The 24426-nt window shown below is 31.8% G+C and carries 29 protein-coding genes; 9 read left to right on the top strand and 20 right to left on the bottom strand.

The annotated features are described in order from the left end of the window. Positions 1-39: 39 nt before the first annotated feature. Both htpX and COJ46_RS04300 read right to left on the bottom strand, forming a co-directional pair. Complete coding sequence (gene htpX, locus COJ46_RS04295) at positions 40-912, bottom strand: protease HtpX (protein ID WP_097978745.1); 873 nt, start codon at positions 910-912, stop codon at positions 40-42. A gap of 170 nt (positions 913-1082) precedes the next feature. Then, on the bottom strand, positions 1083-1265 hold the full coding sequence (locus COJ46_RS04300; protein WP_097978744.1) for a hypothetical protein: 183 nt from the start codon (positions 1263-1265) through the stop codon (positions 1083-1085). Positions 1266-1497: 232 nt separating this feature from the next. On the opposite strand from COJ46_RS04300, the gene COJ46_RS04305 reads away from it, so the two are divergent. After that, a complete protein-coding gene (locus tag COJ46_RS04305; RefSeq protein ID WP_286133655.1) occupies positions 1498-2256 on the top strand; it encodes a L,D-transpeptidase family protein in 759 nt (252 codons plus the stop codon). Between the two features lie 542 nt (positions 2257-2798). Then, positions 2799-4196 carry an amino acid permease gene (locus COJ46_RS04310; protein ID WP_097978743.1) on the top strand — a complete coding sequence of 466 codons (1398 nt, stop codon included), beginning with the start codon at positions 2799-2801 and terminating at the stop codon, positions 4194-4196. 48 nt (positions 4197-4244) lie between these two features. On the opposite strand, the gene COJ46_RS04315 is transcribed toward COJ46_RS04310, so the two are convergent. The 5 genes from COJ46_RS04315 to COJ46_RS04335 form a co-directional block, all read right to left on the bottom strand. Then, positions 4245-4952 carry a DNA alkylation repair protein gene (locus tag COJ46_RS04315; protein WP_097978742.1) on the bottom strand — a complete coding sequence of 236 codons (708 nt, stop codon included), beginning with the start codon at positions 4950-4952 and terminating at the stop codon, positions 4245-4247. Positions 4953-5146: 194 nt separating this feature from the next. After that, positions 5147-5656 (bottom strand): hypothetical protein, encoded by a 510-nt coding sequence (locus tag COJ46_RS04320; protein ID WP_097978741.1) that lies wholly within the window; start codon positions 5654-5656, stop codon positions 5147-5149. Positions 5657-5812: 156 nt separating this feature from the next. Then, positions 5813-6241, bottom strand: a complete 429-nt coding sequence (locus COJ46_RS04325; RefSeq protein WP_097978740.1) for a hypothetical protein — start codon at positions 6239-6241, stop codon at positions 5813-5815. A gap of 244 nt (positions 6242-6485) precedes the next feature. Continuing rightward, positions 6486-7091: a hypothetical protein gene (locus tag COJ46_RS04330; protein WP_097978739.1), complete on the bottom strand. Its 606-nt coding sequence runs from the start codon at positions 7089-7091 to the stop codon at positions 6486-6488. Between the two features lie 72 nt (positions 7092-7163). Continuing rightward, entirely contained in the window at positions 7164-7871 is a 708-nt protein-coding gene (locus COJ46_RS04335; RefSeq protein WP_097978738.1) for a hypothetical protein, read from the bottom strand. A gap of 426 nt (positions 7872-8297) precedes the next feature. Between COJ46_RS04335 and COJ46_RS04340 the strand changes: the two genes are divergently transcribed. After that, positions 8298-8480 (top strand): hypothetical protein, encoded by a 183-nt coding sequence (locus tag COJ46_RS04340; protein ID WP_069034392.1) that lies wholly within the window; start codon positions 8298-8300, stop codon positions 8478-8480. Between the two features lie 116 nt (positions 8481-8596). On the opposite strand, the gene COJ46_RS04345 is transcribed toward COJ46_RS04340, so the two are convergent. The 3 genes from COJ46_RS04345 to COJ46_RS04355 are packed head-to-tail and all read right to left on the bottom strand — an operon-like array spanning position 8597 to position 10164. Continuing rightward, positions 8597-9403: a DUF817 domain-containing protein gene (locus tag COJ46_RS04345; protein WP_286133668.1), complete on the bottom strand. Its 807-nt coding sequence runs from the start codon at positions 9401-9403 to the stop codon at positions 8597-8599. Positions 9404-9452: 49 nt separating this feature from the next. After that, positions 9453-9671, bottom strand: a complete 219-nt coding sequence (locus COJ46_RS04350) for a helix-turn-helix domain-containing protein (protein WP_097978737.1) — start codon at positions 9669-9671, stop codon at positions 9453-9455. 10 nt (positions 9672-9681) lie between these two features. Continuing rightward, complete coding sequence (locus COJ46_RS04355; RefSeq protein WP_097978736.1) at positions 9682-10164, bottom strand: DUF2975 domain-containing protein; 483 nt, start codon at positions 10162-10164, stop codon at positions 9682-9684. A gap of 342 nt (positions 10165-10506) precedes the next feature. Between COJ46_RS04355 and COJ46_RS04360 the strand changes: the two genes are divergently transcribed. From COJ46_RS04360 to COJ46_RS04370, 3 genes are read left to right on the top strand one after another with little or no spacing between them, the layout of a single operon-like run. Next, complete coding sequence (locus COJ46_RS04360; protein WP_097978735.1) at positions 10507-10848, top strand: PadR family transcriptional regulator; 342 nt, start codon at positions 10507-10509, stop codon at positions 10846-10848. Next, the gene (locus COJ46_RS04365; RefSeq protein ID WP_097978734.1) at positions 10841-11323 is read left to right on the top strand and encodes a hypothetical protein; all 483 of its coding nucleotides are present in this window, start codon (positions 10841-10843) and stop codon (positions 11321-11323) included. Before COJ46_RS04360 ends, COJ46_RS04365 begins: the two co-directional genes overlap by 8 nt. Beyond that, positions 11320-11853 carry a permease gene (locus COJ46_RS04370; RefSeq protein ID WP_097978733.1) on the top strand — a complete coding sequence of 178 codons (534 nt, stop codon included), beginning with the start codon at positions 11320-11322 and terminating at the stop codon, positions 11851-11853. The genes COJ46_RS04365 and COJ46_RS04370 overlap by 4 nt, the downstream gene beginning before the upstream one ends. A 247-nt stretch (positions 11854-12100) precedes the next feature. Here the strand turns inward: COJ46_RS04370 and COJ46_RS04375 are convergent, their stop codons facing one another. From COJ46_RS04375 to hflX, 6 genes are all read right to left on the bottom strand, one after another. Continuing rightward, on the bottom strand, positions 12101-12760 hold the full coding sequence (locus COJ46_RS04375; RefSeq protein ID WP_097978732.1) for a serine/threonine-protein kinase: 660 nt from the start codon (positions 12758-12760) through the stop codon (positions 12101-12103). A gap of 94 nt (positions 12761-12854) precedes the next feature. After that, positions 12855-13325 (bottom strand): DUF4825 domain-containing protein, encoded by a 471-nt coding sequence (locus COJ46_RS04380; RefSeq protein ID WP_097978731.1) that lies wholly within the window; start codon positions 13323-13325, stop codon positions 12855-12857. Between the two features lie 134 nt (positions 13326-13459). Next, the gene (locus COJ46_RS04385; RefSeq protein ID WP_097978730.1) at positions 13460-14755 is read right to left on the bottom strand and encodes an MFS transporter; all 1296 of its coding nucleotides are present in this window, start codon (positions 14753-14755) and stop codon (positions 13460-13462) included. Between the two features lie 210 nt (positions 14756-14965). Beyond that, positions 14966-15304 carry a zinc ribbon domain-containing protein YjdM gene (locus tag COJ46_RS04390; protein WP_097978729.1) on the bottom strand — a complete coding sequence of 113 codons (339 nt, stop codon included), beginning with the start codon at positions 15302-15304 and terminating at the stop codon, positions 14966-14968. A gap of 242 nt (positions 15305-15546) precedes the next feature. Continuing rightward, the gene (locus tag COJ46_RS04395; protein WP_097978728.1) at positions 15547-16818 is read right to left on the bottom strand and encodes a methionine gamma-lyase family protein; all 1272 of its coding nucleotides are present in this window, start codon (positions 16816-16818) and stop codon (positions 15547-15549) included. Between the two features lie 3 nt (positions 16819-16821). Next, on the bottom strand, positions 16822-18078 hold the full coding sequence (hflX, locus tag COJ46_RS04400) for a GTPase HflX (RefSeq protein WP_097978812.1): 1257 nt from the start codon (positions 18076-18078) through the stop codon (positions 16822-16824). A 135-nt stretch (positions 18079-18213) separates the two neighbouring features. Between hflX and COJ46_RS04405 the strand changes: the two genes are divergently transcribed. Both COJ46_RS04405 and COJ46_RS04410 read left to right on the top strand, forming a co-directional pair. Next, the gene (locus COJ46_RS04405; RefSeq protein ID WP_286133654.1) at positions 18214-18861 is read left to right on the top strand and encodes a trimeric intracellular cation channel family protein; all 648 of its coding nucleotides are present in this window, start codon (positions 18214-18216) and stop codon (positions 18859-18861) included. A 239-nt stretch (positions 18862-19100) separates the two neighbouring features. Beyond that, positions 19101-20057 (top strand): magnesium transporter CorA family protein, encoded by a 957-nt coding sequence (locus COJ46_RS04410; protein WP_176522664.1) that lies wholly within the window; start codon positions 19101-19103, stop codon positions 20055-20057. 8 nt (positions 20058-20065) lie between these two features. Here the strand turns inward: COJ46_RS04410 and spoVK are convergent, their stop codons facing one another. Next, positions 20066-21013 carry a stage V sporulation protein K gene (spoVK, locus tag COJ46_RS04415; RefSeq protein WP_097978726.1) on the bottom strand — a complete coding sequence of 316 codons (948 nt, stop codon included), beginning with the start codon at positions 21011-21013 and terminating at the stop codon, positions 20066-20068. Positions 21014-21273: 260 nt separating this feature from the next. Here spoVK and COJ46_RS04420 point away from each other — a divergent pair, with 260 nt between their 5' ends. Next, complete coding sequence (locus COJ46_RS04420; protein WP_286133653.1) at positions 21274-22239, top strand: tyrosine-type recombinase/integrase; 966 nt, start codon at positions 21274-21276, stop codon at positions 22237-22239. A 72-nt stretch (positions 22240-22311) separates the two neighbouring features. Here COJ46_RS04420 and COJ46_RS04425 read toward each other — a convergent pair whose 3' ends face one another. From COJ46_RS04425 to miaA, 3 genes are all read right to left on the bottom strand, one after another. Continuing rightward, positions 22312-22938, bottom strand: coding sequence for an FMN-binding negative transcriptional regulator (locus COJ46_RS04425; RefSeq protein WP_176522663.1), 627 nt, complete (start codon positions 22936-22938; stop codon positions 22312-22314). A gap of 108 nt (positions 22939-23046) precedes the next feature. After that, entirely contained in the window at positions 23047-23268 is a 222-nt protein-coding gene (gene hfq, locus COJ46_RS04430) for an RNA chaperone Hfq (RefSeq protein WP_056470298.1), read from the bottom strand. Between the two features lie 23 nt (positions 23269-23291). After that, on the bottom strand, positions 23292-24254 hold the full coding sequence (gene miaA, locus COJ46_RS04435; protein WP_420488121.1) for a tRNA (adenosine(37)-N6)-dimethylallyltransferase MiaA: 963 nt from the start codon (positions 24252-24254) through the stop codon (positions 23292-23294). Between the last annotated feature and the right edge of the window lie 172 nt (positions 24255-24426).

The following is a 24426-nucleotide window of genomic DNA, read 5'->3' on the forward strand; positions in this document are numbered from 1 at the left end:
AGGCCTTTTACATCGTTAAATGTAAAAAGCCTTTACCTTTTATAATGATTTTAAACGCTCGATTCGTTTTTCTAATGGTGGGTGCGTTGAGAATAATCTTGCGAATTTCTCTTTTCCGCTAATTTTAAAAGCTGCAATCGATTTTTGACGATCATCAACTAATCTAATATTACGACTTAATGATTCTAAAGCATGAATCATGTTATCTTTTCCACCAAGTTCTGCCGCATACCTGTCTGCCTTAAACTCTCTTTTTCTTGAATGCCAGAAAATAATTGGACTACTTAAAATACTAAATACAATCTCAAATACTACTGAACAAAGAAAATAAACTACATAAGATAACTCTTCTCTTACAAAATTTGAAACAATTTTTGCAACTAAACGGGAGAAGAAAATAACAAAAGTGTTAATTATACCTTGTAATAATGTGGTAGTAACCATATCTCCATTTTTTATATGGGCAATTTCGTGTGCTAAAACACCACTAATCGCTGGACGATCCATTGTCTCAATCATTCCACTAGAAACAGCTACTAAAGATCGTCTTTTACTAGGTCCTGTAGCAAAAGCATTAACTTCAACTGAATCATATACGCCCACCAGTGGCATCTTCTTTAAACCAGCAAGTTTTGCTAAACGATAAGTCTCTTCTAGTACAAAATTTAAACGATCAATTTGTGAAGAACGAGGATCAATTAATTTAACACCCATTACCCATTTAGCCATTATACGAGAGAATAATAATGAAATAATCGCTCCACTAAAACCTGCAATAACACTAAATGCAAGCAGTGCCCAATATCCCCCATTACCAATATAACGTGGTACGCCTAATAATGTTGTGATTGTTGTAATTGTAATTAACACTAAAATATTAACAAAAATAAAGAAAGAAATACGTTTAAACAAAATCGTTCCTCCCTAACTAATTACTTGAAAGACTATTATATTTAACTTTTATTCTTAAATATTGAGTCTAATTTCTTATACAATTCAAGAACATAATAATTTTTTAAACTTATATTCATTCTACTATATAACTCGAAATTTGTTATATTAGATTTCTCAAATTTTAAGACTTATGAAAGTTTGCTAGATTTTCTCCAAATTAAAGTAAAGAATAGGATTAAGATCCCTACTGAAAATCCAATAATTTGATCTATTAAAAATTCACCCGTTTTCATTAAATGAATGATAAAAGTCCCACCAAAAATAATGATGATTAGTAATGATAGTTGGAGCATATAATTATTAATTTTCATCTTTTCACCTCCACTTCTTTATATATAGCATTTCCCCTTTTCGAGCCATTAGTATTACATTACGATTTTCCCACCTAATAATACAAACCAAAAGAACTATGAAAATTCATTACAAATGTCATCTTCTTTAGTTATTTTAAGCATATTTGAAAAAAATGACAAATGGACAACTTCTACAATCATAGGATTAATTGATTAAGACTTTGAAAAAAATGATTCGGGAGGGACGGTATTGATTAGAAAATGGCTTGCTGTTTTAATTTTAACCTGTCTTATGTTTGTGGGAATTGGTATTAAACCTAGCCAGGCAGCTACATCTCAATTCATTATAATTAATAAATCAACAAATCAACTAGCTTATTATGAAAATGGTAAACTCTACAAAGTTTTTAAAGTAGCCACTGGTAAAAGTCCAACTCTGACGCCAGAAGGTAAGTTTAAAATTGTAAATAAGATTGTGAATAGACCTTACTATACAGGTCACATTCCTGGCGGGGATCCAAGAAATCCACTAGGAAACCGTTGGCTTGGATTAAATGCTCGTGGTACATGGGGAACTACATATGCCATCCACGGTAACAATAACCCAAGTTCGATTGGAAAATACGTTAGTCATGGCTGTGTTAGAATGTATGATAATGAAGTAGAATGGCTTTTTGATAAAGTAAAATTGAGCACTCCTGTTGTCATTACAACTTCAAGTAAATCATTTGACTCAATAGCAAATGCAAATGGATACAAAGTAACAAGTAGTAGTGGTGGTTCAAATGCTGTTATTCCGACTGGTACTGTGTTAAAAAAGGGAAATCGTGGAGCTACAGTTAAAAAGCTTCAACAAAAACTTACAGCACTCGGATATAGTACAAAAGGTATCGATGGTATATTTGGAAACAATACAGACCAAGCCGTGCGCAAATTTCAAAAAGACCGGCATTTAAAAGTAGACGGAATTGTAGGACCTGCTACGATTAAAGCGCTTGGCGGTTTATAAGTTCGACTTTTAATAGAGGATCTTCCTCTATTTTTTTATATTCTAGTAATCTTTTTACCCTAAAAATCACTATATCTTAGCTTTATTATTTTTAACCAATTAACAAAATAATCTATTAACTCCAATGAATTTCTGTGAAGCGCCATTAGTGTAGTTAGAGCATAAATTACGTGAAGCCGCAGAAAATGTGTTAAATAATAACTCGTCTTACAATAAAGCAATCGGCAGCATAAAGAAATCATTTCAAGAAGCGGGTGGCTATCGCCAAGCAGTTAATGAGATTTTCCAATTTTATAAAATTACTAAGTAAAACCTTTTCATCTTCAAATCTTTCCTAACTAGTCTTCTTAAGAGTAAAATGAGAGCCGATGTTCGGCTCTCATTTTTATTTAACTATATAAATAGATACAGATTTCTAACCAAAAATAGATTTACACTGACATTCTAAATATTTATAAATAATTCTAAAATAACCGTTTTAAATTTATACAAATGGGGAATGTATAACTAGTATTGATTTAAATAGTAAGGAGATCTTTTAAATGGGTAATAATCATTCGATAAAACAGGCAGTACTTGACAAAAAAAGAGCTAATCTTGAAAAAGGAAAAACATCTAAACTTTCTTGGTGGCAGCTTTCTTTGATTGGAATTGGTTCGATCATAGGGGCAGGTTTCTTTTTAGGTACTGGTTTATCGATCCAAATAGCAGGTCCAGCAATATTGTTAAATTACATAATTGGGGGAATCACCGCCTTTTTTGTATTTAGTGCACTTGCGGAAATGACAGTAGCAGATCCTGAGCCAGGCTCTTTTAGAACGTATGCGAAAAAAGCATTTGGCAACTCGATGGGATTTGTATCTGGTTGGATGTATTGGTTATCTGGTGTATTTATAATCTCCAGTGAAGCTGTAGCACTTGGAACCTTTGCTAAATTTTGGTTCCCGAATGTTCCTCTTTGGATTTTTACAGTTTTCTTTGTCATTATTGCATTTACTATTAATCTTTTAGGAGTCAAAAATTTTGGGAAAATAGAATCGATTTTCGCCATAATAAAATTATCTACTTTAGTTATCTTTATTTTATTTGGGATATTATTAATAGCCCAAATTATTACCCCAGAAACTAATTCAGTAAAAGGATTAAACAGCATTCACCCATTTTTAGCAACCGGAATGAAAGGAATGTGGTCGGCTTTAATATTTGTATTCTTTTCTTTTGGAGGCATAGAAATAATTGGGATCGCTTCATCTGAATTGAAAAATAGAGAAGAAATTCCAAAAGCGGGAATCGGAATGCTCATTGCACTAGTTGCTGTGTATATTTCATCTATTTTCTTTGTATTAATGATGGTACCTTGGTCAAAAATTAACGCTTCAAAAAGTCCTTTCGTTTCAGCATTATCGGTTTTTCATTTTCCTTATATCGATTCCTTTATCAACTTAATTATTATTAGTGCTGCCTTATCAACGATGGTGGGATCTCTTTTCTCAGTTACTAACATTATGGTTTCTTTAGCGGAAGATGGTGAGGCACCTAGAAGAATAGCTAACAGGGACAAGCGAGGAACTGCTTTAAAGGCATTATTTCTAACGGGGTTTGCAGTAGCTATTTCTTTAATATTATCTTTTATTCTACCTGGAAAAATATATGAATATATAACAACTGCAGCAGGCGTTATGATGATTTTGAATTGGACAACAATCTTATCATCACAAATTAAACTAAGAAAAGAAAGAAATCATAATGATCATTTTAAAATGTTCGGTTATCCTTTCACTTCTTACTTAGGCATTCTATTAATACTAGTGGGGGTCTCAGGCGGATTAGTTCACGCAACTCAAAGAATGGGAGTCTTTATTAGTTTAGGGTTAATTCTCATTATCTTCTTAAGCTACTTTTTTATTTTCAAAAATAGAAAAAAGTCATATCAAAATTAAAGAAAAAGCTGAATCGAAATAATGATTCAGCTTTTTCTTTTGACGATTTTAACACCTTACATGTTTACGTTTAAATCCTAATAATCCTTTATCTAAATCTTTTTGAATTTTTTCAGAGCAAAGTAAAATGGTGCATTTTTTCTTGTCCTTTTTCATTTCGACTGGTCCAATAGCTTTTGCAGTTTCAACCGCTTTTTCATGTTGAGGTAAATATGAAATCGCTACTGTATAAACAAAATTATTCATTGCAGATTTTGTTCGTTCAGGAGATTCATGAATTGTATCTTTCACCTTGTCAAGCAGATTTGAAATCTTGAGTACGTCAAATTCAGTATCCGATCGATTCCCTAAAAGCCAACAGTAGCAGCTCCAACCAGCTGACATTTTCAGTTCATCTCCGCTTGCAATCCATTTATCGGCTACCTCTTGCGCAATATCTGCTTCAGCTAACGTAACAGCAACCACATAGTCTGAAAGCATATAGAAATATGCTCCATCAATCCAACTCTCAAAGTCTTCTTCAGTCATTTTCAAAGGCTCTGCAATAATCCCCGCAAAATACATCGCATCGTAATTACCTGTAGCATATAATTGATTCGCTAATTGCTGATCCATTTTAATTTTCTTAGCGATCGGCTTCATTGCCCCTGTTGCCACCCCAAATAGTGGCTCATGTGCACCATTACTTATGTATGTCTTTTTGGTCCGTTCCTTACCAAGTGCTTCTAACTCCTGCATAACCGTTTCCAATTCCATCGTTTTACACTTCCTTTCTTTACATTCCCTCAACATTTTTTCCTTTTATCCAAAATTTTTATCAAGCAATAATACTTAGCACAACAGTTAAATTTCAAGTTTTCGTTGTTTTATAACGATACAAATTTATATCCTTTGAGTAAGTTATTTAACTTCTTTACTTGTTCCTTGGAATAAATACCAACTAAACAATCTTATCCTCTTAAATCTAGAATATAAACTCTATTATTCGAATTTTTTATTTCTAATAAATCATTAAACTTTACAATAATTTTCTCATCGATCCAGTCATCATTTACTTCTAACTTCCAACAATAATCTTCTTCATCTAAAGTAAAAGAAATTGATGCCTCTTGATTTTCAATATCTACATAATCTTTAATATTTTTAAGATCTAAGTAATTTTTTGATAAGTCTTTAATTCTTTCTGCAATTCGAACATAATCTCCTGTGTCCTCAATACATTCTGTATCCAAATACCATATTTCATTTGAGCAGTTATTATAATTTTCGTTTAGCTCCAATTCACTACCTAATGCGATTAATAATAGTAGGTAAGGTTCATTCTCAAATTCCTCTTCACTATACTCAGCAAGTATTAATTCTTCATTTAAATTTGAATTTAATTCTATACCAATCTTTTGCAGTTCACATAATTGTTCACTGAAGCTTACCTTCTTTTTAGATTTAAAGAAACGAAACATTCAATTACCAACTTAAAGTTTAATTAATAAGTTTGCTTTTTAAACCACTACAATATTATATCATTTCTACTACTATTAAATATTCAACCAATTCTTCCTTATAACATAAAAAAATAAGTTGCCATGACAACTTATTTACTAAACATTATTTACTCATTACAACTCTATGTAATTTATTATATTTTTTATTGATTTGGCATTCTCAATACCAACACTTCGATATCCGTTAAATCCATTAATTTTTATGATTGCGCCACTTTTTGTGAACCAAAGTAATGAACTATATTCAACTGTTTCATCTATTGGACTTCTGAATGATAACTGAACATCATATTTAGCTAAATCAACAATTGGTTTTTCTATTTTTTTACTAAATAAAAATATTTCTTCTAATTGATTTAATTTTTCTTGTTTTTCTACTTTTACTGGATCAAATTTGATTACATTTTTCCCGAATTTTGTGTAGTTATAACCAATTAATATTTCATTTTTTGTTTTGGTATACTTCATTTTTTCAAAATAAAATCCACCTAAGCATAAAGCTAGGATTGCTACGCATATCAAAAATATATATGGCTTTCTCAATTATAGCCCCTCCGTAAAAAATCCGATTGCGACAACGATATAACCATATTTCACCATTTTTATGTAGGGTTTAGTATAAAATAAATGTTTTAGATTCATATTTTATTTCACATTCTTTACTAGTTGTTGTTTCATTTAGTAAATAACGTTCGGAGAGTTAATGATAGCTTCGTGTCTACTCCAATATCTCAAGAAATATTAAAGTAAGTAGTAAAGTAAAAACTCAATAAAAAATTAGTGAGTTTCATTTTTGAATGAAATAATCGATACTTTTTCCATTCTGATCTAAATAGGCTACATTAAAGAAATCAGCAATTGGAGTACTAGTTTCAATTTTTTTAATGAAGAAAAAAAATGATGCTTGAGGTACTAAAAATTCATTACTATTATTTGCCTGAATATCACTTTCACTTTTAAACTCCTTTTTAGATACAATGATCGATTTAATTTTTCCATTAGCATTTTCGCCTTCAAAAACTCCATAGCTACCTTTATTTGTTTTTATTTTTCTCGATCTAAACCAATTATTTTCTCCTACGGACCTATATTCACAGTTTTTAATTCGATATTTATGATTCAGACCTTCTTCTAATTTGCAAAAACCTTCCCTCGAACTAGTGACCTGAACGAAGACGATAGCAGTATCAGTTTTAGTAATTTTTTTAACAGCTCGGACAGAATATGAATTATCATCTTGATTCCAATCTGATATGGTGTTACCCAAGTTGGGCGAATTAAGTGAAATCACAAATCTTTCAGTAGCTGTTTCATATTTTACTTTCGTATACTCCCTTATCCCTACTAATAGCACGATAATGATTATTGATAACGAAATACTTCTTTTTGGCATTTTCTCACCCTAACATTAGATTAAATTGCGATTTATCTTATTTAATTAAAGATGTATATGTATATAAAAAAATTATTTTGGAATAAATTTCCCAATCTCATTTGACAAAATGGATGTATCCCACGGATGCCAATAGTAGTTAATACCGTCAAATTCCATATTATACTTATAGGCGATTGGTTCGTCTGTATACAATATAATTTCATATTGAGTAGGGTTTTTATTAGCATTATTTGGTTGAAAATTTGAATCTTCCTTACCATTCTTTAAGATATCTAGAAAGTTAACTATTTTTTCTTTGTCTTTTATCTCATATATCTTTTTCGCGCTAGTTGAATAAGATTGGTAGATTTCAATCAAATCTACTATTTCGATTGGTACATCTTTAAAATACCACTTATAATCAGTTGTTCCTTTTGCATAATAGATTCTATATCCATTTATTGCAGTTTTGTCTTTTAAGGCAATTAATTCAGGATTATCCTTGATTGAAAAAATTTCCGTTCCTTTCTCATGGAATGCTGCATCTCCATCTTTTATTTTATAACTGGGATTTGTAACATGGTCTGCTACCCTGAATTTTACTTCCCCTACTTTTTCATCAATAATATCTTCATTAGCTAAAATTCCTGATTGTATGCCATAGTACTCAACCCCATTCCATCTAACAAAGTCTACCCAATCTATAATTGATTGGCTTTCTGAAGGGGTGAAACGACAAGCGACAAGTAGTAAAGGCAATATGATAAACGATAGCTTGAACAGACTAATTCTTTTCATTAAAACCTCCTTAAAAATTGTCTATTTTAAATAGTATTCAATTTCTTTAACGAAATGCCCTTCATAGATTCAGCTATCATCATGTTTATGCCTTGAACTCAATTATTCTTCACTCCTATTATTATTAATCTCTATTAATAAATGAAAGAGAATAATAAGTGAAACGGCGATTAGCTTAAAAAGTGGTTAAAAGAAAGGTAAGAAATAGCTCGACTACACATCTATGTAAAAGGAACTAGAAAACTAAATCTATTAAAAGATTAAATAATATCCTAAACGCCACACTCCTCTTAATTTCCATAAGTGCAATCATATGAAAACAACCCCTAATTTTCCGTGACAAACGCACATTTTTCATAAAGGTTGTATTTGAAAGCACTTACATTTCACTTGCACATAAAATATATTGAATGGAGGGATGAATGAATGGAAAGAATTTTTTTAATGTTAGCTAGTATTATTGCAGGTTTTGCTTTAATCAAAATGCCTTTAGCAGGCACATTCTTATCAAGTGTAGAGCCATTAACAGATTTAATTGGTATTTTAGCTATTTTAATTTTCTCCCTTTTCCTAATATACAAAGGGTTTATGAATCTTATCGGTAAGTAGGAAGTATATTAGGTTTAGAAATATACTAACGATACAAATTATTAAATAAACCTGTATCAGATTACTAGTTAATCTTAGATACAGGTTATTTTTTTTGATGCCAAACATGAATACTTCTACATTTTTGCTTTTTTAGTGTTCTTACCTTTAACCCTCTTTAATGTTGCTACGATTAGAAAGCTTACAATTACTAATAAGAGCCATGAACTTACTTTACCTAGATGTACTAAACTCCATGCAACCGATTGATTAGGATATTGCCAAGCACCAAAAAACGTTGCAATATTTTCGGCTATCCATATAAAAAATCCGATTAGCACGAAAGATAGTGCGATTGGCATACGGTACCTGGTCCCATTAACTTCATAAGTGACCCAAGATTTCCAAAAAACAATTATGACAAGCCCTGATAACCACCAACGAACGTCCATCCAAAAATGGTGAGTAAAGAAATTCAAATAAATGGCTGCTGCAAGTGAAGCAACTACAAAAAATGGTGGCCAATTAATTAGTTCAACATTCAACCTTCTCCATGCTTGACATAAATAACTGGCAACACTTGCGTACATAAAGCCACTATATAGTGGCACTCCAAATAGTTTGGAGTATCCTTCCCCAGGATAAGCCCAAGAGCCCATATGTACCTTAAAAAGTTCAAGTGCAAGTCCGATTAGGTGAAACAGTGTGATGACCTTTAATTCATCCAATGTTTCAAGCTTAGTACGTACCATTAACCACTGCATCAAAATACAGATTAATAGTAACCAATCATATCTTGGCAGAAATGGAAGTGGCACAATTTTAGTAAAAGCTAAAGAGGCAAAAATCACAACAGGAAAAATACATGATAAAGCTTGCTCCCAACCAAATCGAACAAGTTGTTTAACCGCTCTATTAAAATGTGACTCAGCCTTTTGAAGTATTAAATTCACAATTAGCTCTCCTTTATAAATTGATATCAATCTCAACGATCTATTTGTTGTCTCCATCATTTTGGTACTCTAAAATATCTCCTGGTTGACACTCTAAGGCCTTACAAATTGCTTCTAAAGTTGCAAAACGAATCGCTTTTGCCTTACCGTTTTTCAATATAGAAAGATTCGACATCGTAATCCCAACCTTTTCCGAAAGCTCGGTTACGCTCATTTTCCTTTTTGCCAACATCACGTCAATATTGATAATAATTGCCATGTTCTTCACCTCAGACCGTTAAATCATTTTCTGATTTTATATCAATCGCTTCTTTCAAAAGCCTTTCGAGAACGGCTGCAAAGACTGCAATTACCATTGAAGCAAAAATCAAGACCATGCCAATAACGATAATTCCTGGAGCATCATCCATATCAGCAATTAAATAAAAAAGTGGCAACCCTAGTACATACAAAACACTAATTGCGATTGCACTAAATTTTATTTTCTTTAATGCGTTAACCGATAATTCCGAGAAAGCTTTGTTTTTATCAATGTAGCTTAAAAGTTTAAAAGCTTGATAAAGAGCAAAATAGAAAGGAATCGCTGCTGCATATAGATCGATAAAAATGAAATATTTCATTAAAGCAATATTCGGATACAGCTCAGCAGCAAATTCTGCAATCTTCGGAACCACAAATATACACAATGCAAGAACTGGTAGCCCAATAAGAATCACTACTATTTTTAAAAAGAGAGTTGACCCTCGTTTCATAAAAGCACCTCACTAAATTATTTTCAATTTGAATTTACCATACAATTTATCGTTTTACAATAAATTATTATTGTTCTTTATTATATTATTATCGTTATAAAATTATCCTTATATTTTACAAATAGAAAAGAAGCATTTCTCACCTAAAGAAATGCTCCTGTAAAAACTTAAATCCAATCTTTCCTCAGTAAGCGAAAATTTTTTAAAAAGTTAGACTTAAAATAAATTAACAGATTAATTTTACTGTTAGGAACATATTACTGTTATTCACAGTATATTGTTATTAACAGTATGAAATTATTCTTTGTGATGATATTTACGAATTTAGGAGGTTTACTATTTATGAAGCATACAGGCCGACATACTGGTGCGTTTCTTTTATTGTTTTTAACAGAGGGGGATACTTATGGAGGGAAGCTTCTGCAGAAGTGTGAGGAAGAACTACCAATCAATCCGATCGACAGTTCCATATTATATCGTACTCTAAAGCAATTAGAGACTGAAGGTGCTGTTGAATCTTATTTAGGTACATCCGAGCAAGATAAACCAATTAAGATGTATAAAATTACTGAAGTTGGAAAAGAAAAATTGGAAGAATTTCAAATAAACATTGAAGAAAAGCTTAAGAATTTAACTTTTTTCTTGCGCAGATACAATGTATGGAAGGTGAAGAATCATGATTAATGCTTCGATCCTATACAGTTTAGCAATAATCCTGACGATTATTTCTTTTATAAAAGATCGAAAAAAAACGAAAGAAGCTCTATTAAAATCTTGGAAAATGTTTTGTAATATTTTGCCTGAAGTTTTAACGATTATGTTATTTGTAGGACTATCCTTATCCTTATTAACGCCTACAATGGTTTCATCAATTATTGGGGAACACTCTGGAGTGAAAGGAATTATACTATCAACATTAATTGGTTCTGTTGGACTAATTCCAAGTTTTATCGTTTTTCCTCTTGGAGAAACATTAGTCCAAAATGGTGCTGGATTACCACAAGTAGCAGTTTTAATGTCAACTTTAATGTCGGTAGGAATTATTACATTACCGATGGAACAAAAATTATTTGGAAGAAGTTTTGCATATGCACGTAATGCAAGTGGACTTTTAATGTCTCTTTTATTTGCATATATTATTTGGTTGGTGATGGTATGAGTCAATTAAAAAAATATCGTTTCTTTTTTATTTTATTAGTAGCGTTCATCGTTCTAACATTCATAAACCACTCACTTGGAATGAAAGCATTTCAATTAACTGGAAATAGTATTTTAAATATGCTCTTTCTCCTCCCACCTGTTTTAATTTTTGTTGGCTTACTTGATAAATGGGTTGAGAAAGAAACTCTTATTAAATATATGGGAGATAAATCTGGTATTTACGGTGTTTTGTTTGCACTATTACTAGGAGGTATTGCAGCTGGTCCTCTATACCTAGCTTTTCCGATTGCGGTACTCTTATTGAAAAAAGGAGCAAGTATTCGCTATGTTGTTTTCTTTTTAGGAGTTTGGACAACGGCTAAATTACCTGTCGTTATCTATGAAATTGCTTCATTTGGTATTAAATTTACACTAATTCATTTATGTTTTGGCTTAGTCTTTTACTATTTAATGGGCATCATTTTTGAGAAGTTTTATAATCATAAGCAATTGTTAAATTATGAAGATCACCAAGATATTTCTATTTAACTATGAATAAATGAAAACAGCTCTATTTAAATAAATCTTAGTGAAAAAAGAGTACAAAATGAGGAGCGAATTTATCCTCATCATAAAAAAAATATGAAGAACTGTAAACACAAGAAGACTAGCCCGTATGCTAGTCTTCTTGAAATGTTAACAGCTATCTCTATTTTTCATATCCATTGCAGTCATATGAAATGTACAATTATATTACCTATTAAACTTGTCGTAACATTTCCCAACGTAGTCTATCTTAAAACTTTCTCTTCAATTTTTTGTAAAATCTATATGAGTGCCTAGTAAAATCTAGGAATTTTAACGGGATTTTTATAGGTACTTTATACAAAGTTTTTTTATAGAGTTTGTAGTAAGCTTTGACTAAATCTTCCCACTTTTCATCCTTTCCTTTTTTGTAAAAGTCAGATATATCTACAACGTATCCCCTACCATCTTTCATCATCACATTTTTTCCGTGAACGTCGTATGGATTTAACCCACGACTTATCGCATACTTAAGTGCAATATTTACATCTTTAATTACACTCTCAGGTATTCGATTACCATTTGCAAGTGCGTTGTATAACGTAATTCCTTCTAATCTTTTTAATACTAGATATGTTTCACCGTATTGGATCAATTTCGAATAAGCTGGATGCTCTCCTAATTTTTTATAGACTTGAACTTCTTTTTCTAAACCTTCTAGATCTTTTCCATAAACTTTAACAACCACTTTTGGTTCAGAATGATGTATAAAAACAGCAGCATAATTACCTGATCCAATGCATTTCCAACCTTCTGGAATATTCTTAACTACTATTGGGTCATTTGGACGTTCACTCTTGAGGTTTACATTCGGAATTAATTCTTTTTCAATTAGAACTTTAAATTCAGATTGATTTGTTAAAATAGACATTCATTTACCCCTTTATATCCGTTTACTACTTTTTCTATTTTCTAAATCTATTAGACTATTATAATTTATCAATCACTTTCATAATGGTTAGATTTTATTTCTTTAATAACTGATCTACCTTGTTTTTATCTTTTAAATTAGTGTGGATTAGTTCCTCTAGTTCCTTTTCATTCGTATAAGAACTTAAATCTTTTCCATACCATTCATCCAGTTGTTGTCTTGTCACAGTATATTTTTGATCAGCAAACTCAAAAACAATCCATTCTACATTTTTGATCAATGCAAATAAGTAAGTAGCATTATGTATTACAATATTTTTAGTATTAGCCGGTAAATTCTTATAATCAATCGTTATACCATAAGGCTTCTTTTTTGTTTGGAGTGACATTTTGGTGAATTCATTATGATTCGGTAATCGTTTTATAATATTTCCTACGGCACTGTTATTACCGACATAAGAATTTTTATAATGAAAAATATCCTTATTTGTGTTTTTGCTTAAGGAACAGCTGGTTAAACTGATCAATAATATTATTAGTATGAAATAACCTAAAATTTTTTTCATATTTCCCCCTTTGCTCTCATTAATTGTGTACGAATTCAATTTGAGAAAACAATTAAACTTCTTAACAAGCGTGCAAATTGTGAAATAGGAGCTGATTAATCAGCTCCTATAAATTTTATAAATTAAATTTCATTTTACATATGAAGACCTTGTTCATGTTCTTTATTCCCTCCACGCGACCAAATCACGACTGGGATAAGGATTAGGGATAAGATTCCTCCAGCTAATGATAATGTTGCATAATTTGAATTCGCAACAATCATTCCAGACAATGCGCCACCTGACGCCCCTGCTAGTGCGACAAATACATCCACAGTTCCTTGCGTCTTGGCGCGTGTAGTAGAATCTGTTGAATCAACGATTTGAGCAGTTCCACTGATTAGTCCAAAATTCCATCCTAATCCTAGTAATGAAAGAGCAACTACTAGGAGAATCATCGAATCACTTGGTGCTGATGCAGCTATTACTCCTGCTAGTAATAAAGTGGCTCCAGATGCAATCGATATAGCTGTTCGCCCTATTTTATCTACAAGAATACCTGTAATGAGTGAAGGAAGATACATTGAGCCAATATGGAACGCAATCACTACACCTACTTCGTTTAGTCCATGCCCGTGATGTTTCATGTGAACAGGAGTCATTGTCATAATAGCAACCATTACTATTTGCGTTAGTACCATTGTCGTTGCTCCTACAGCAATACCCCTCTTTGCTTTTATACTTTCAATTTGTGTGGAATGAGCTACATCCACTTTATTTGTTTTATTTGACTCGATTATTTTCGCTAAAATCAACGGGTCTGGATTAAGCATTATGAAAAGAAAAAGGCCGGCTAAAATAAAAGCAGTTGCGGATAAAATGAATGGACCTGCAAGTGCTGGCACGCCAATGGAGACTGCAAATTTCCCCATTGGGCCTACTAAATTAGGACCTGCAACAGCACCAAATGTTGTGGAAACCATTGCGATACTAATTGCTTTTGCACGTTGTTTATTATTTGCTAAATCAGTTCCCGCATATCTAGCTTGCAAATTGGTTGCCGTTCCTGCACCGTAAATCAAGAGTGATGCAAATAAAAGGATAATACTGTTTGTCATTGCCGCAATTACTACACCAATTGCTCCAAGTCCACCTGTAAAAAACCCTGCAGCAAGCCCGATTCGTCGACCGAATCTTTGAGAAAGCCTACCAACAATTAATGCCGCTCCTGCTGAACCTAGTGTAAAAAGGGATGCCGGAAGACCAGTAAAAGCATCTGTCCCAAGCATTTGTTGAGCTAATAGTGCACCGACAGTAACTCCAGCTGCTAATCCAGCTCCACCAAAAATTTGCGAAATGCTAACCATCAATAGTGTCCGTTTATATAACATTTTTTGTTTTTCCTCTGAATTCACATAATCCATTGCAAAATGATGCGCTCGATTATTCATTTATACACCTTCTTTTAGTTGGGCGATTTGTAAAAAATAATTGCAATATATCTATGAATGTAAGCGTTTATTTTATATCTCTTTTATTTTAACAAATATTAATTTATATCAAACTATTATTTTTATTTTCTTTCGTAATATATAAAACAAATGCATCGAGCCTTTTGACTTGATGCATTTGTTCTTTTATAGAATTTAAAACTAACAAAATTACGCTTTTTTAACAAACTCAGATTTCAACTTCATGGCACCAAAACCTTCAATTTTACAATCGATATCGTGATCACCTTCAACTAATCGAATACTTTTCACTTTTGTACCAATTTTAACGACAAGTGATGTGCCCTTTACTTTTAAATCTTTTATTACTGTAACTGAATCCCCATCATTTAAAATATTTCCGTTAGCATCTTTTACTACTTTTGTTTCGTCATTTGTATGTTCTGTTTCCATTGTCCATTCATAACCACATTCCGGACAAATTAAAAGATTTCCATCTTCATATGTATATGCTGAATTACACTTAGGACAATTAGGTAGATTTTCCATTGTTTTTCCTCCGCTCATTACTGAATCTATGCTGTTTACCCACTTCTATATAGTCGCATACTCCTAACCTTAATACAACATTAGATAAATATTATCGAATTTTAATGATAGTGTTAAGGTTAATTTAAGAATTAACCTGTAAGATATAAATATAGATAGAACCTTTTTCATTATGAAAGTAAGTCCCCAATTATTTTCATATATAAAATAGCTCATGACTAGAGGTCATGAGCTATTTTGTTTTAAATTTCTAATAGATTTTTTTCAATTAAAGAATTAACTGCTGAGCAGATTGCGATTTTCACATGAGCGTAAGTTAAACCACCTTGAACATATGCAACATATGGAGCTCTTATCGGACCGTCTGCTGTTAACTCAATACTTGCACCTTGGATAAATGTCCCCGCTGCCATAATTACATCGTCTTCGTATCCAGGCATATAGTTTGCTGTTGGCGTAAAATGAGCATTAATTGGTGAAGCCGCTTGAATTGCCTGACAAAATGCGATCATTTTTTCTTTATCATCAAATTGAACAGATTGAATTAAATCAGTTCTTACTGCATCCCATGAAGGGTTTGTGTTCATGCCAAGCTTTTCTAAGAACGCTGCAGTAAATAAAGCTCCTTTTAATGATTGACCAGTAATATGTGGCGCCATAAAAAATCCATGATACATATCTTGTAACGCATAAAGAGAAGCACCAGCTTCACGTCCAATTCCTGGAGATGTTAAACGATAGCCACATTTCTCAACTAAATCTTTACGTCCTACAATATAACCACCTGTTTTTGCAAGTCCACCACCAGGATTTTTAATTAATGAGCCTGCCATTAAATCTGCTCCTACATGGCATGGCTCTAGTTTTTCAACAAACTCACCATAGCAATTATCTACAAAAACAATGACATTTGGATCAATCTCTTTTACAAAATCAATCATCTCTTTAATTTGTTCAATTGTATATGAAGGTCTTGTTCCGTAACCTTTTGAACGCTGAATACCGATTACTTTTGTATTACTTGTCATTTTATTTGCTACTTTTTCATAATTGATTCGTTCATCATTTACTAATTCGATTGATTCATATCCAATCCCAAAGTCTTTTAATGAGCCATTTCCACTTTCCCCACGTATCCCTACGATTTCTTCTAATGTATCGTATGGCTTCCCGGTAATATATAAAAGCTCATCTCCTGGTCTTAGTACGCCAAATAAAGCAGTTGAAATTGCATGGGTTCCAGAAATGATTTGCGGTCTTACTAAACCAGCTTCTCCACCTAAAACATCTGCAAAAATTTCCTCTAATGTATCTCTTCCGATATCATCATAACCATAACCAGTTGTTGGGATAAAATGACTATCACTCACTTTATGCTTTCGAAAGCTTTGTAAAACTTTAAATTGGTTATACTCAATCACTTCGTCAATTTCTTTATGGGCTTCTGAAATTAATTTTTCAACATCTGCCACTAATGGTGCAATTTTTTCCCCGTTTGATAAAAATTCTAGCATTGATTATTGCTCCTTATGTATTCTATATCTTCTAACTGTATCATAAATTGAATGTTCCTTGAAAACGTAACCAGTAATTTGATAGATTTCTGCTTCTTCATTAAAGTTGATTGATTCAATCATCGTTAATTTTTTGATTTCATGAATCAATTTGCCCTCGTATGCTGGTACAAATGCCTCAAAATATTCCATATACTGCTTACATTCAAATTCAATTCTTTGACGTAATTTACTTAAATCATCTTCATTTAAAGCACTCATTTCAATAAAACCTTCAGATGGTGACGGTACAAAGTCCTCATGAACTTGATCTATTTTATTATAGACAGTTAAAATTGGAATATTTTCAACATCTAAATCATTCAATAATTTAGAAACTGTTACTTCATGGCTTTTATAATTTTCATGAGATGCATCGACAACATGAAGAATGAAATCTGCTTCTGTTGCTTCTTCGAGTGTTGAACGGAATGCAGCAATAAGTGAAGTTGGTAAATCCTGAATAAAACCAACCGTATCTGTTAGTAAAGTTGTCATACCATTTGATAAAACAAATTTTCTTGTTGTAGGATCTAATGTCGCAAACAGTAAATCTTGTTCATACACATCAGATTTAGTTAGTCGGTTAAATAACGTTGATTTTCCTGCATTTGTATAACCTACTAACGAAATATGAAACATTTCATTTTTCTTACGTCGCTCACGATAACGTTTACGATGTTCAACGACTATCTTTAATTGCTGTTTAATATCATCAATACGTTTTCGAATATGACGACGATCAGATTCTAGTTTTGTTTCTCCAGGCCCTCTTGTACCAATACCTCCACCAAGTCTTGATAACTCTGTACCTTGACCAACTAATCTTGGCATCAAATATTGTAATTGAGCCAATTCAACCTGTAATTTACCTTCTTTTGTTTTCGCTCGCTGTGCAAATATGTCTAATATTAATTGTGTACGGTCAATTACTCTTTTTTCTAATCTTGCAGATAAATTACGAATTTGAGATGGAGTCAGTTCATTATTAAAAATAACAACATCAGGTTCTAACTCTGCAATTGCGGCCTCTAACTCTTCTACTTTACCTGTCCCTATGTATAATGCTGGATGATATTTAGTTCTTTTTTGTGAAGTTATTAAAACCACTTCTCCATTTGCCGTTTTCGTAAGTGATGCTAATTCATCCAATGAATAATTAAAACGATCATCATCTACATTTTGAAGCTGACATCCAACTAAAATGGCTTTTTCTCTCATTTCATTCGACACAAAATTCCACCTTTTCTTTAACCAATTCTAAGCAATAAATATTCTTTACTCTTAACTGTCTCTTTATTATAATGATATCTGGACTATTTTTCATCTTTTTATTCAGGGCGGGGGAATTGCTTTTTGGAAACATGGGATTTATTTAGCATTATTGGTACTATTTCCTTTGCATTAAGTGGTGCAGTAGTTGCGATGGAAGAAGACTACGATTTATTTGGTGTCTATATTCTGGGCTTTGCTACAGCCTTTGGTGGCGGTGCATTACGTAATCTATTAATAGGTTATCCAATTAACTATTTATGGAATCAAACAACAAATTTTACAATTGCTTTAGTTGCGATGACAATTATCTTTTTCTTTCCGCAATTATCAAATAAACCATTTAAAAAATTAGATATTTTATTCGATTCAATCGGTTTATCCGCTTTTGCAATTCTCGGTGCAAATTATGCCATGGAATTAAAATTACCAGTTAGCGCTGTTATTGTAGCATCTGTCTTAACTGGAATCGGTGGCGGAATCGTACGAGATCTACTTGCAAAAAGAAAACCAATGGTATTACATTCAGAAGTTTATGCTTTTTGGGCAATACTTGTAGGCGTTTTAATTGGAAATAAATTTGTTGATACAAAATTTGAACTTTTATTCCTATTCATTGTTATTGTTCTACTTAGACTATTATCTGTACATTATAATTGGAGTCTACCAAAAAGATCATTTAAAGGCTCTACAGTTAGTTTAGACGAATCAAACACTCAAAAATTAAATTAAATTAAATAAATAAGTCCAATAAAAACAAACCTTTTAAAATGATGGTTTGTTTTTTTATATTGTATGACAAATTAGTAATTATTCTCCCTCAGCTCTTTCGCTTCTTTGCAACAAACATTAGTAGTCTCCTGTTTCATTACCACGAAAAAACAAACCCAAAAATGCGTTTGTTTTCTTCACATAATTTACCTATACTTGCCAACACTATTTTAGAAATTTATTTAAAGGAGGAATTTCATTTGAAGAGATACAATATTACAAACCATTCAGTCGAAACATTTGATGAATTTTTGCTTCCAACTAAAGATGAAATTCTTTGGTATCACTTCAATAATAATTCCTTTGATGAGTTAATTACTATTATTGAAAGTTTGGATATTCATCCTTTAGCAAAAAAGAAACTTCTACATAGTGTGCATAAGCCAAGAATAAATATCTTTAAAAACGAGGCAATCCTTTCCTTATATGCCTTAACTAAATTATTTAAACCAACTAAAATAAATATTCTAGTTTGCAGTAATTTAATTATTTCATATATAGAAGATCATGAAATAGATTTATTCAAATATGTAACTCAGGAATTCAGTCAAAATTATATAAAAGTAGATCATGCTGGTCATGTTTTATATCAAATTTTCCACGAAGTTATTGAGAAGTTCCTTATCTCGATTGATCGGTTTGCAAATGAGATTGAAGAAATTGAACGGGACTTATTTAATGACCCATTTCGAAAGGATTTAGATCAAAAAATTTTCAATTGGAAAGTTCAACTTCAAGATTTAAGACAGCTTGTAGAACCGCAAGTAAATGTCATTACCCAAATTGTAGAAGCAGATTTTCCTTTCTTAAGTCAGGATGCAGGTTTTTATTTTAACGAATTGAAAGAGAACTATGAGCGTATTATTAATGCCCTTGATAATTTTAAAGAAAGTATGGGAGGCATTATAGAGCTGCAAATGTCCTTAAAATCTGACCGGACAAATGATATTATGAAAACTTTAACACTCATAAGTGCCATTTTTTTACCGATGTCCTTTATCGCAGGATTTTATGGCATGAATTTTGTAAATATGCCTGAGTTAAACTGGAAATATGGTTATTTATATTGTATTGTCCTTAACATTTTAATTGGGTTCATTATTTCAATCTATTTTAACGTTAAAGGTTGGTGGGGTAGAAAGCACCAGATAAAATAGGTAATCATTCAATTAATTGAATCGATTTTGTCTGAAGTAAACAGGTCTTTTTCTTCAATCCTCATTAATATTTCTCGATTAAACTCGGTCTCAGATACTAATCTTGTTGCTTGTGTCCTAATGGATTTTTCAACAATATTACGGACAAATCGCCCATTGCTAAAATGAGCACGATTTTCAAGTTTTGCCTTTTGGATAAAGTCTCTTAATCGGTATTCCGCTTCCCGAGATAGTATATATTCTCGGTCAACAAACATTTTTTTTGAAATATCTAGAAGCTCCTTTACTGAATAATCCTGGAATTCTAAAATGAATGGAAATCTTGATTTTAGTCCAGGATTCAAACTTAAGAAATAATCCATTTCGGAAGAATAGCCGGCTAATATCAGTACAAAGTCGCCATGTTTATCTTCCATATGTTTAACAAGTGTATCAATCGCTTCTTTTCCGAAATCTTTTTCCCCACCACGGCCAAGTGAGTAAGCCTCATCAATAAAAAGAATCCCACCATTTGCTTTTTTTACTAAATCTCTAGTTTTTTGAGCAGTGTGACCAATGTATTCTCCGACTAAATCTGCTCTCTCTGCTTCAATTAAATGGCCTTTTGACAATACACCCATTTTCAAAAATAATTGACCAATAATCCTTGCAACAGTCGTTTTTCCAGTTCCTGGATTCCCTTTAAACAACATATGCAATACTTGTTTTTCAGCCTTTAAGTTTAATTCTTCTCTTTTTTTATTAATAAATATCCAAGCATAAATTTCATGAATCATCTTTTTTATTTCTTCCATGCCAATTAAATGTCTTAATTGATCCTCTATTTCAATTAATAACTCATGTTTAGGCTGTTTCACTGTTTCGATACTTGGATTTGGAGAAACCTCTCCCCTTTTCACTGTATTAAGTACAACATTTATTTGGCCGTTATCTTTTAAACGAATTGGCTGCTCCAAACATGACACCTCTCTTATTCTGTCGAACATTTTTTTGTGTATTTATAAGTAAGCACTCCGCAAGAAATCACATTAAAGTACTTTTTATGCGCTTTTGAAAGTATTTTACTAAATAAGTTTTTTACTATTATATGTACGAACAATTCATTTCAAAACTTTTATTCTCCAGACTATCTGTTAAATGGATAAGATTGCTAAATTTTACTAAATTCTATTAACTTATTTGATATAATGAGAGAAAAAGAGAAGAGTTGATAAATTTGACGATCCCAAACTTAACGACTGCTACTTTACCTGATGTCATCTTGCAATTTGCCTCTCACTTAAATAGTAAAGGAAGAAAAGAATCTACTATTAAGCGTTATTGCTATGATTTAGAAGAATGTTTCCGTTATTTTAAAAAATTTAATGACAGCTTTAGTACATTACAAGTTCAAGATTTTAATGATTATTTCTATTATTTAACATCTGAACGTGGATATAATGAGAAAACGATGCATCGAATTTATGTCGTACTAAATCAATTTTATAAATTTTTACATTCTAATAATTCTTCCATCGAGAATATCATTCCATTCACAAACTATTTAGCAGGACCTTCACGCGCCCTTTCAACGGACGATTTTATCTCAGAAGAAGAAGAAAAAGAATTACTGTCAATCGTTCAATCCACGACAGATTTGTCTGAAAAGCAATTAAAAGCTAGATCATTTTTAATGGATCGTAACGAAATTATGATTCGTTTTATGCTGTATTATGGACTGACTTTAAAGGAATTAATTGATTTACAAATGAGGGACATTAACTTCGCTTTAAATGAACTTGTTGTCCATAGCAAAGAAGGTACTAAAAGAACAATTATTCTTACAAAAGAAGACCGAGTACTATTATATAATTATTTTGTCACGATACCCGAGCCCGTAAGACCCCACTATCATTCAACTCACCCGCTCTTTGTTGCATTTGATTTTAACCGCATGACGTTCCATTGGGTATACGATACAGATTCACCGAAAGCTCTAACTGAAATTGCATTTCAAAAAATGCTTAGATTGGAAGTTAAAAGAGCTGGGCTTAGAAAAGGACTTTGCTCACAACATTTAAGAAACACTTTTATTCTACGGAAAATAAAAGAGGGATTATTAGTGGAAGATATTCAGCATTTAGTTGGATTAAAGACCTCCGTTTCTTTAAAACGATACTTTCTATTTTTTCAGGGAAAATGAACGCCCAAATAAAAAGGAGTTATGATTTCGTTCATCATAACTCCCTCCTTATTTATTGTAGATAACTTCTTTTTAAGAACTTGTATTTAGTTTTGCTTTCATAAGTTCTGCGATTTCTTTCGAAGAATATTTTTCTTCATTTTGCAAAGCTGTAATCACTTTTTCTCGTCTCTCCATCGAATGATTTTGACTTAATTTCTTTTTACCGATTAACTCTGTTACTTCAATTTTTAAACAAACAATGCCTGAAAGTAATTTTTCAACATAATCTGTGTGATCCTCGTATTTCCAAGGTTTTGATTGCCTTTTTTCAAAATAATCAGTCGTTTTTAAAACGATTTGTCTCATTTCATCCTTATTTTCAATTGTTGTTACTTTTCCATAAGCATGGATTGCTGTATAGTTCCAGGTTGAAACTGTATTTTTTTCTTCATACCATGAAGCAGAAACGTATGCATGTGGTCCTGGGAAGATGATTAAACATTCTTTTCCATTCATCGTTTTCCATTGAGGATTTGGCTTAGCTAAATGTGTAATGATCATTAAATTCTCTTTATCTTCTCGTATGATAAATGGTAAATGAGTTGCTTCTATTTTTGCCTCGTCATTATTCGATAATAATATTCCGAAGCTATTTTTCTTCATTTCGGCTATTAATTGATTTAAATCTGTTTCTTTAAATTCTTTTGGGACATACATTTGATTCCCTCCCATTAGTTTACATAATATAATTATCTTAATTAACTTATCCAGCATAATTAAAAAAGAACATTGACCATAAGATCAATGCTCTTTTTTCAATTTATTTTACATTTCAATTTGTACATTTTTAGATGGTACAAACGTTGAAATTGCATGTTTATATATTAATTGTTGTTTACCTTCAACATCTAACAATACCGTAAAGTTATCAAAGCTTTTTACTTTACCTTTGATTTGAAATCCATTTAGTAAAAATACTGTAACCGCTAGATTGTCTTTACGTAATTGGTTTAAGAACTGGTCTTGAATGTTGATTGATGTTTTCATGTCCTTTTCCTCCTCTTCTACCTCTACATATATTTATTCGAGATGAAATAGCCCTTTCCTTCAAGTATAGCTAAAATTTCCAGTTTTTTTATATCAAAATTATGTCCATCCATATCAAACCAATGGATGTTCATTTTATTTCGAAACCACGTCATTTGCCTTTTTGCATACCTTCTTGAGCTTTGTTTAATTAGATCGATTGCTTCCTCTTTTGTTAAGATTCCATCAAAATAATCGTAAAGCTCTTTATAGCCAATCGCTTGCACAGATTGACAATTTCGAATACCTTTGTCGTAGAGCATTTTTGCTTCATCTACTAGTCCTTCTTCCAACATTAGATCAACTCGTAAATTAATTCGATTGTATAGTAGCTCTCGTTCCATCGATAATCCGATTATTTCTGCATCATATAAATACTCTGGCTCTTTTTTAAATGCGGTCTCTGAAAATTTTTGTCCCGTTAGTTTGAAAACTTCAATTGCACGGATTACTCTTCTGACATTATTCATATGTATTTGCTTTGCACTTTCTGGATCAATTTCTTTTAATTGATCATGTAATGCTTTATTCCCAAAAGCCATCGCAAAACCCTCTAATTGGTTTCTTAAAAGCTCATCACCTTCTTGCTCCGCAAATTCATATTTAGTTAATACACTTTGGATATATAATCCAGTACCACCAACAATAATTGGAATTTTACCTCGATTAGCTATTTCTTTAATTTTCTCTCTAGCTAAAGTTTGAAAATCAGCAACTGTAAAAGAATCTTTTGGATCAAGGAAATCAATTAAATGATGGGGAATTCCTTCCTTTTCTTCTTCTGTAATTTTAGCTGCTCCAATATTTAATTCTTTATAAACCTGTGTTGCATCACCATTAATGATTTCTCCATCAACAGCTTTTGCAAGTTCAATACTTAGTTTTGTTTTCCCTACTGCTGTAGGACCAACGATGACTATCACTTTTTGCATATTTACCATTGTAATCACATATACGCCTTTCTATACAACCTTTTCCTTACTTGTCTTACTAATTTTGAAAGTAGATAACTCTTTTTATTTATACCATATTTATACAAAAATTCCAATGCATTGTGAATTAATTCACAATATAGAAAGAAAGTGTTTTCATTTTATATTTGTCAAAGTAAACTAGAAG

The sequence above is a fragment of the Bacillus sp. AFS077874 genome (assembly GCF_002566505.1).
Taxonomy (GTDB): Bacteria; Bacillota; Bacilli; order Bacillales; family Bacillaceae_G; genus Gottfriedia.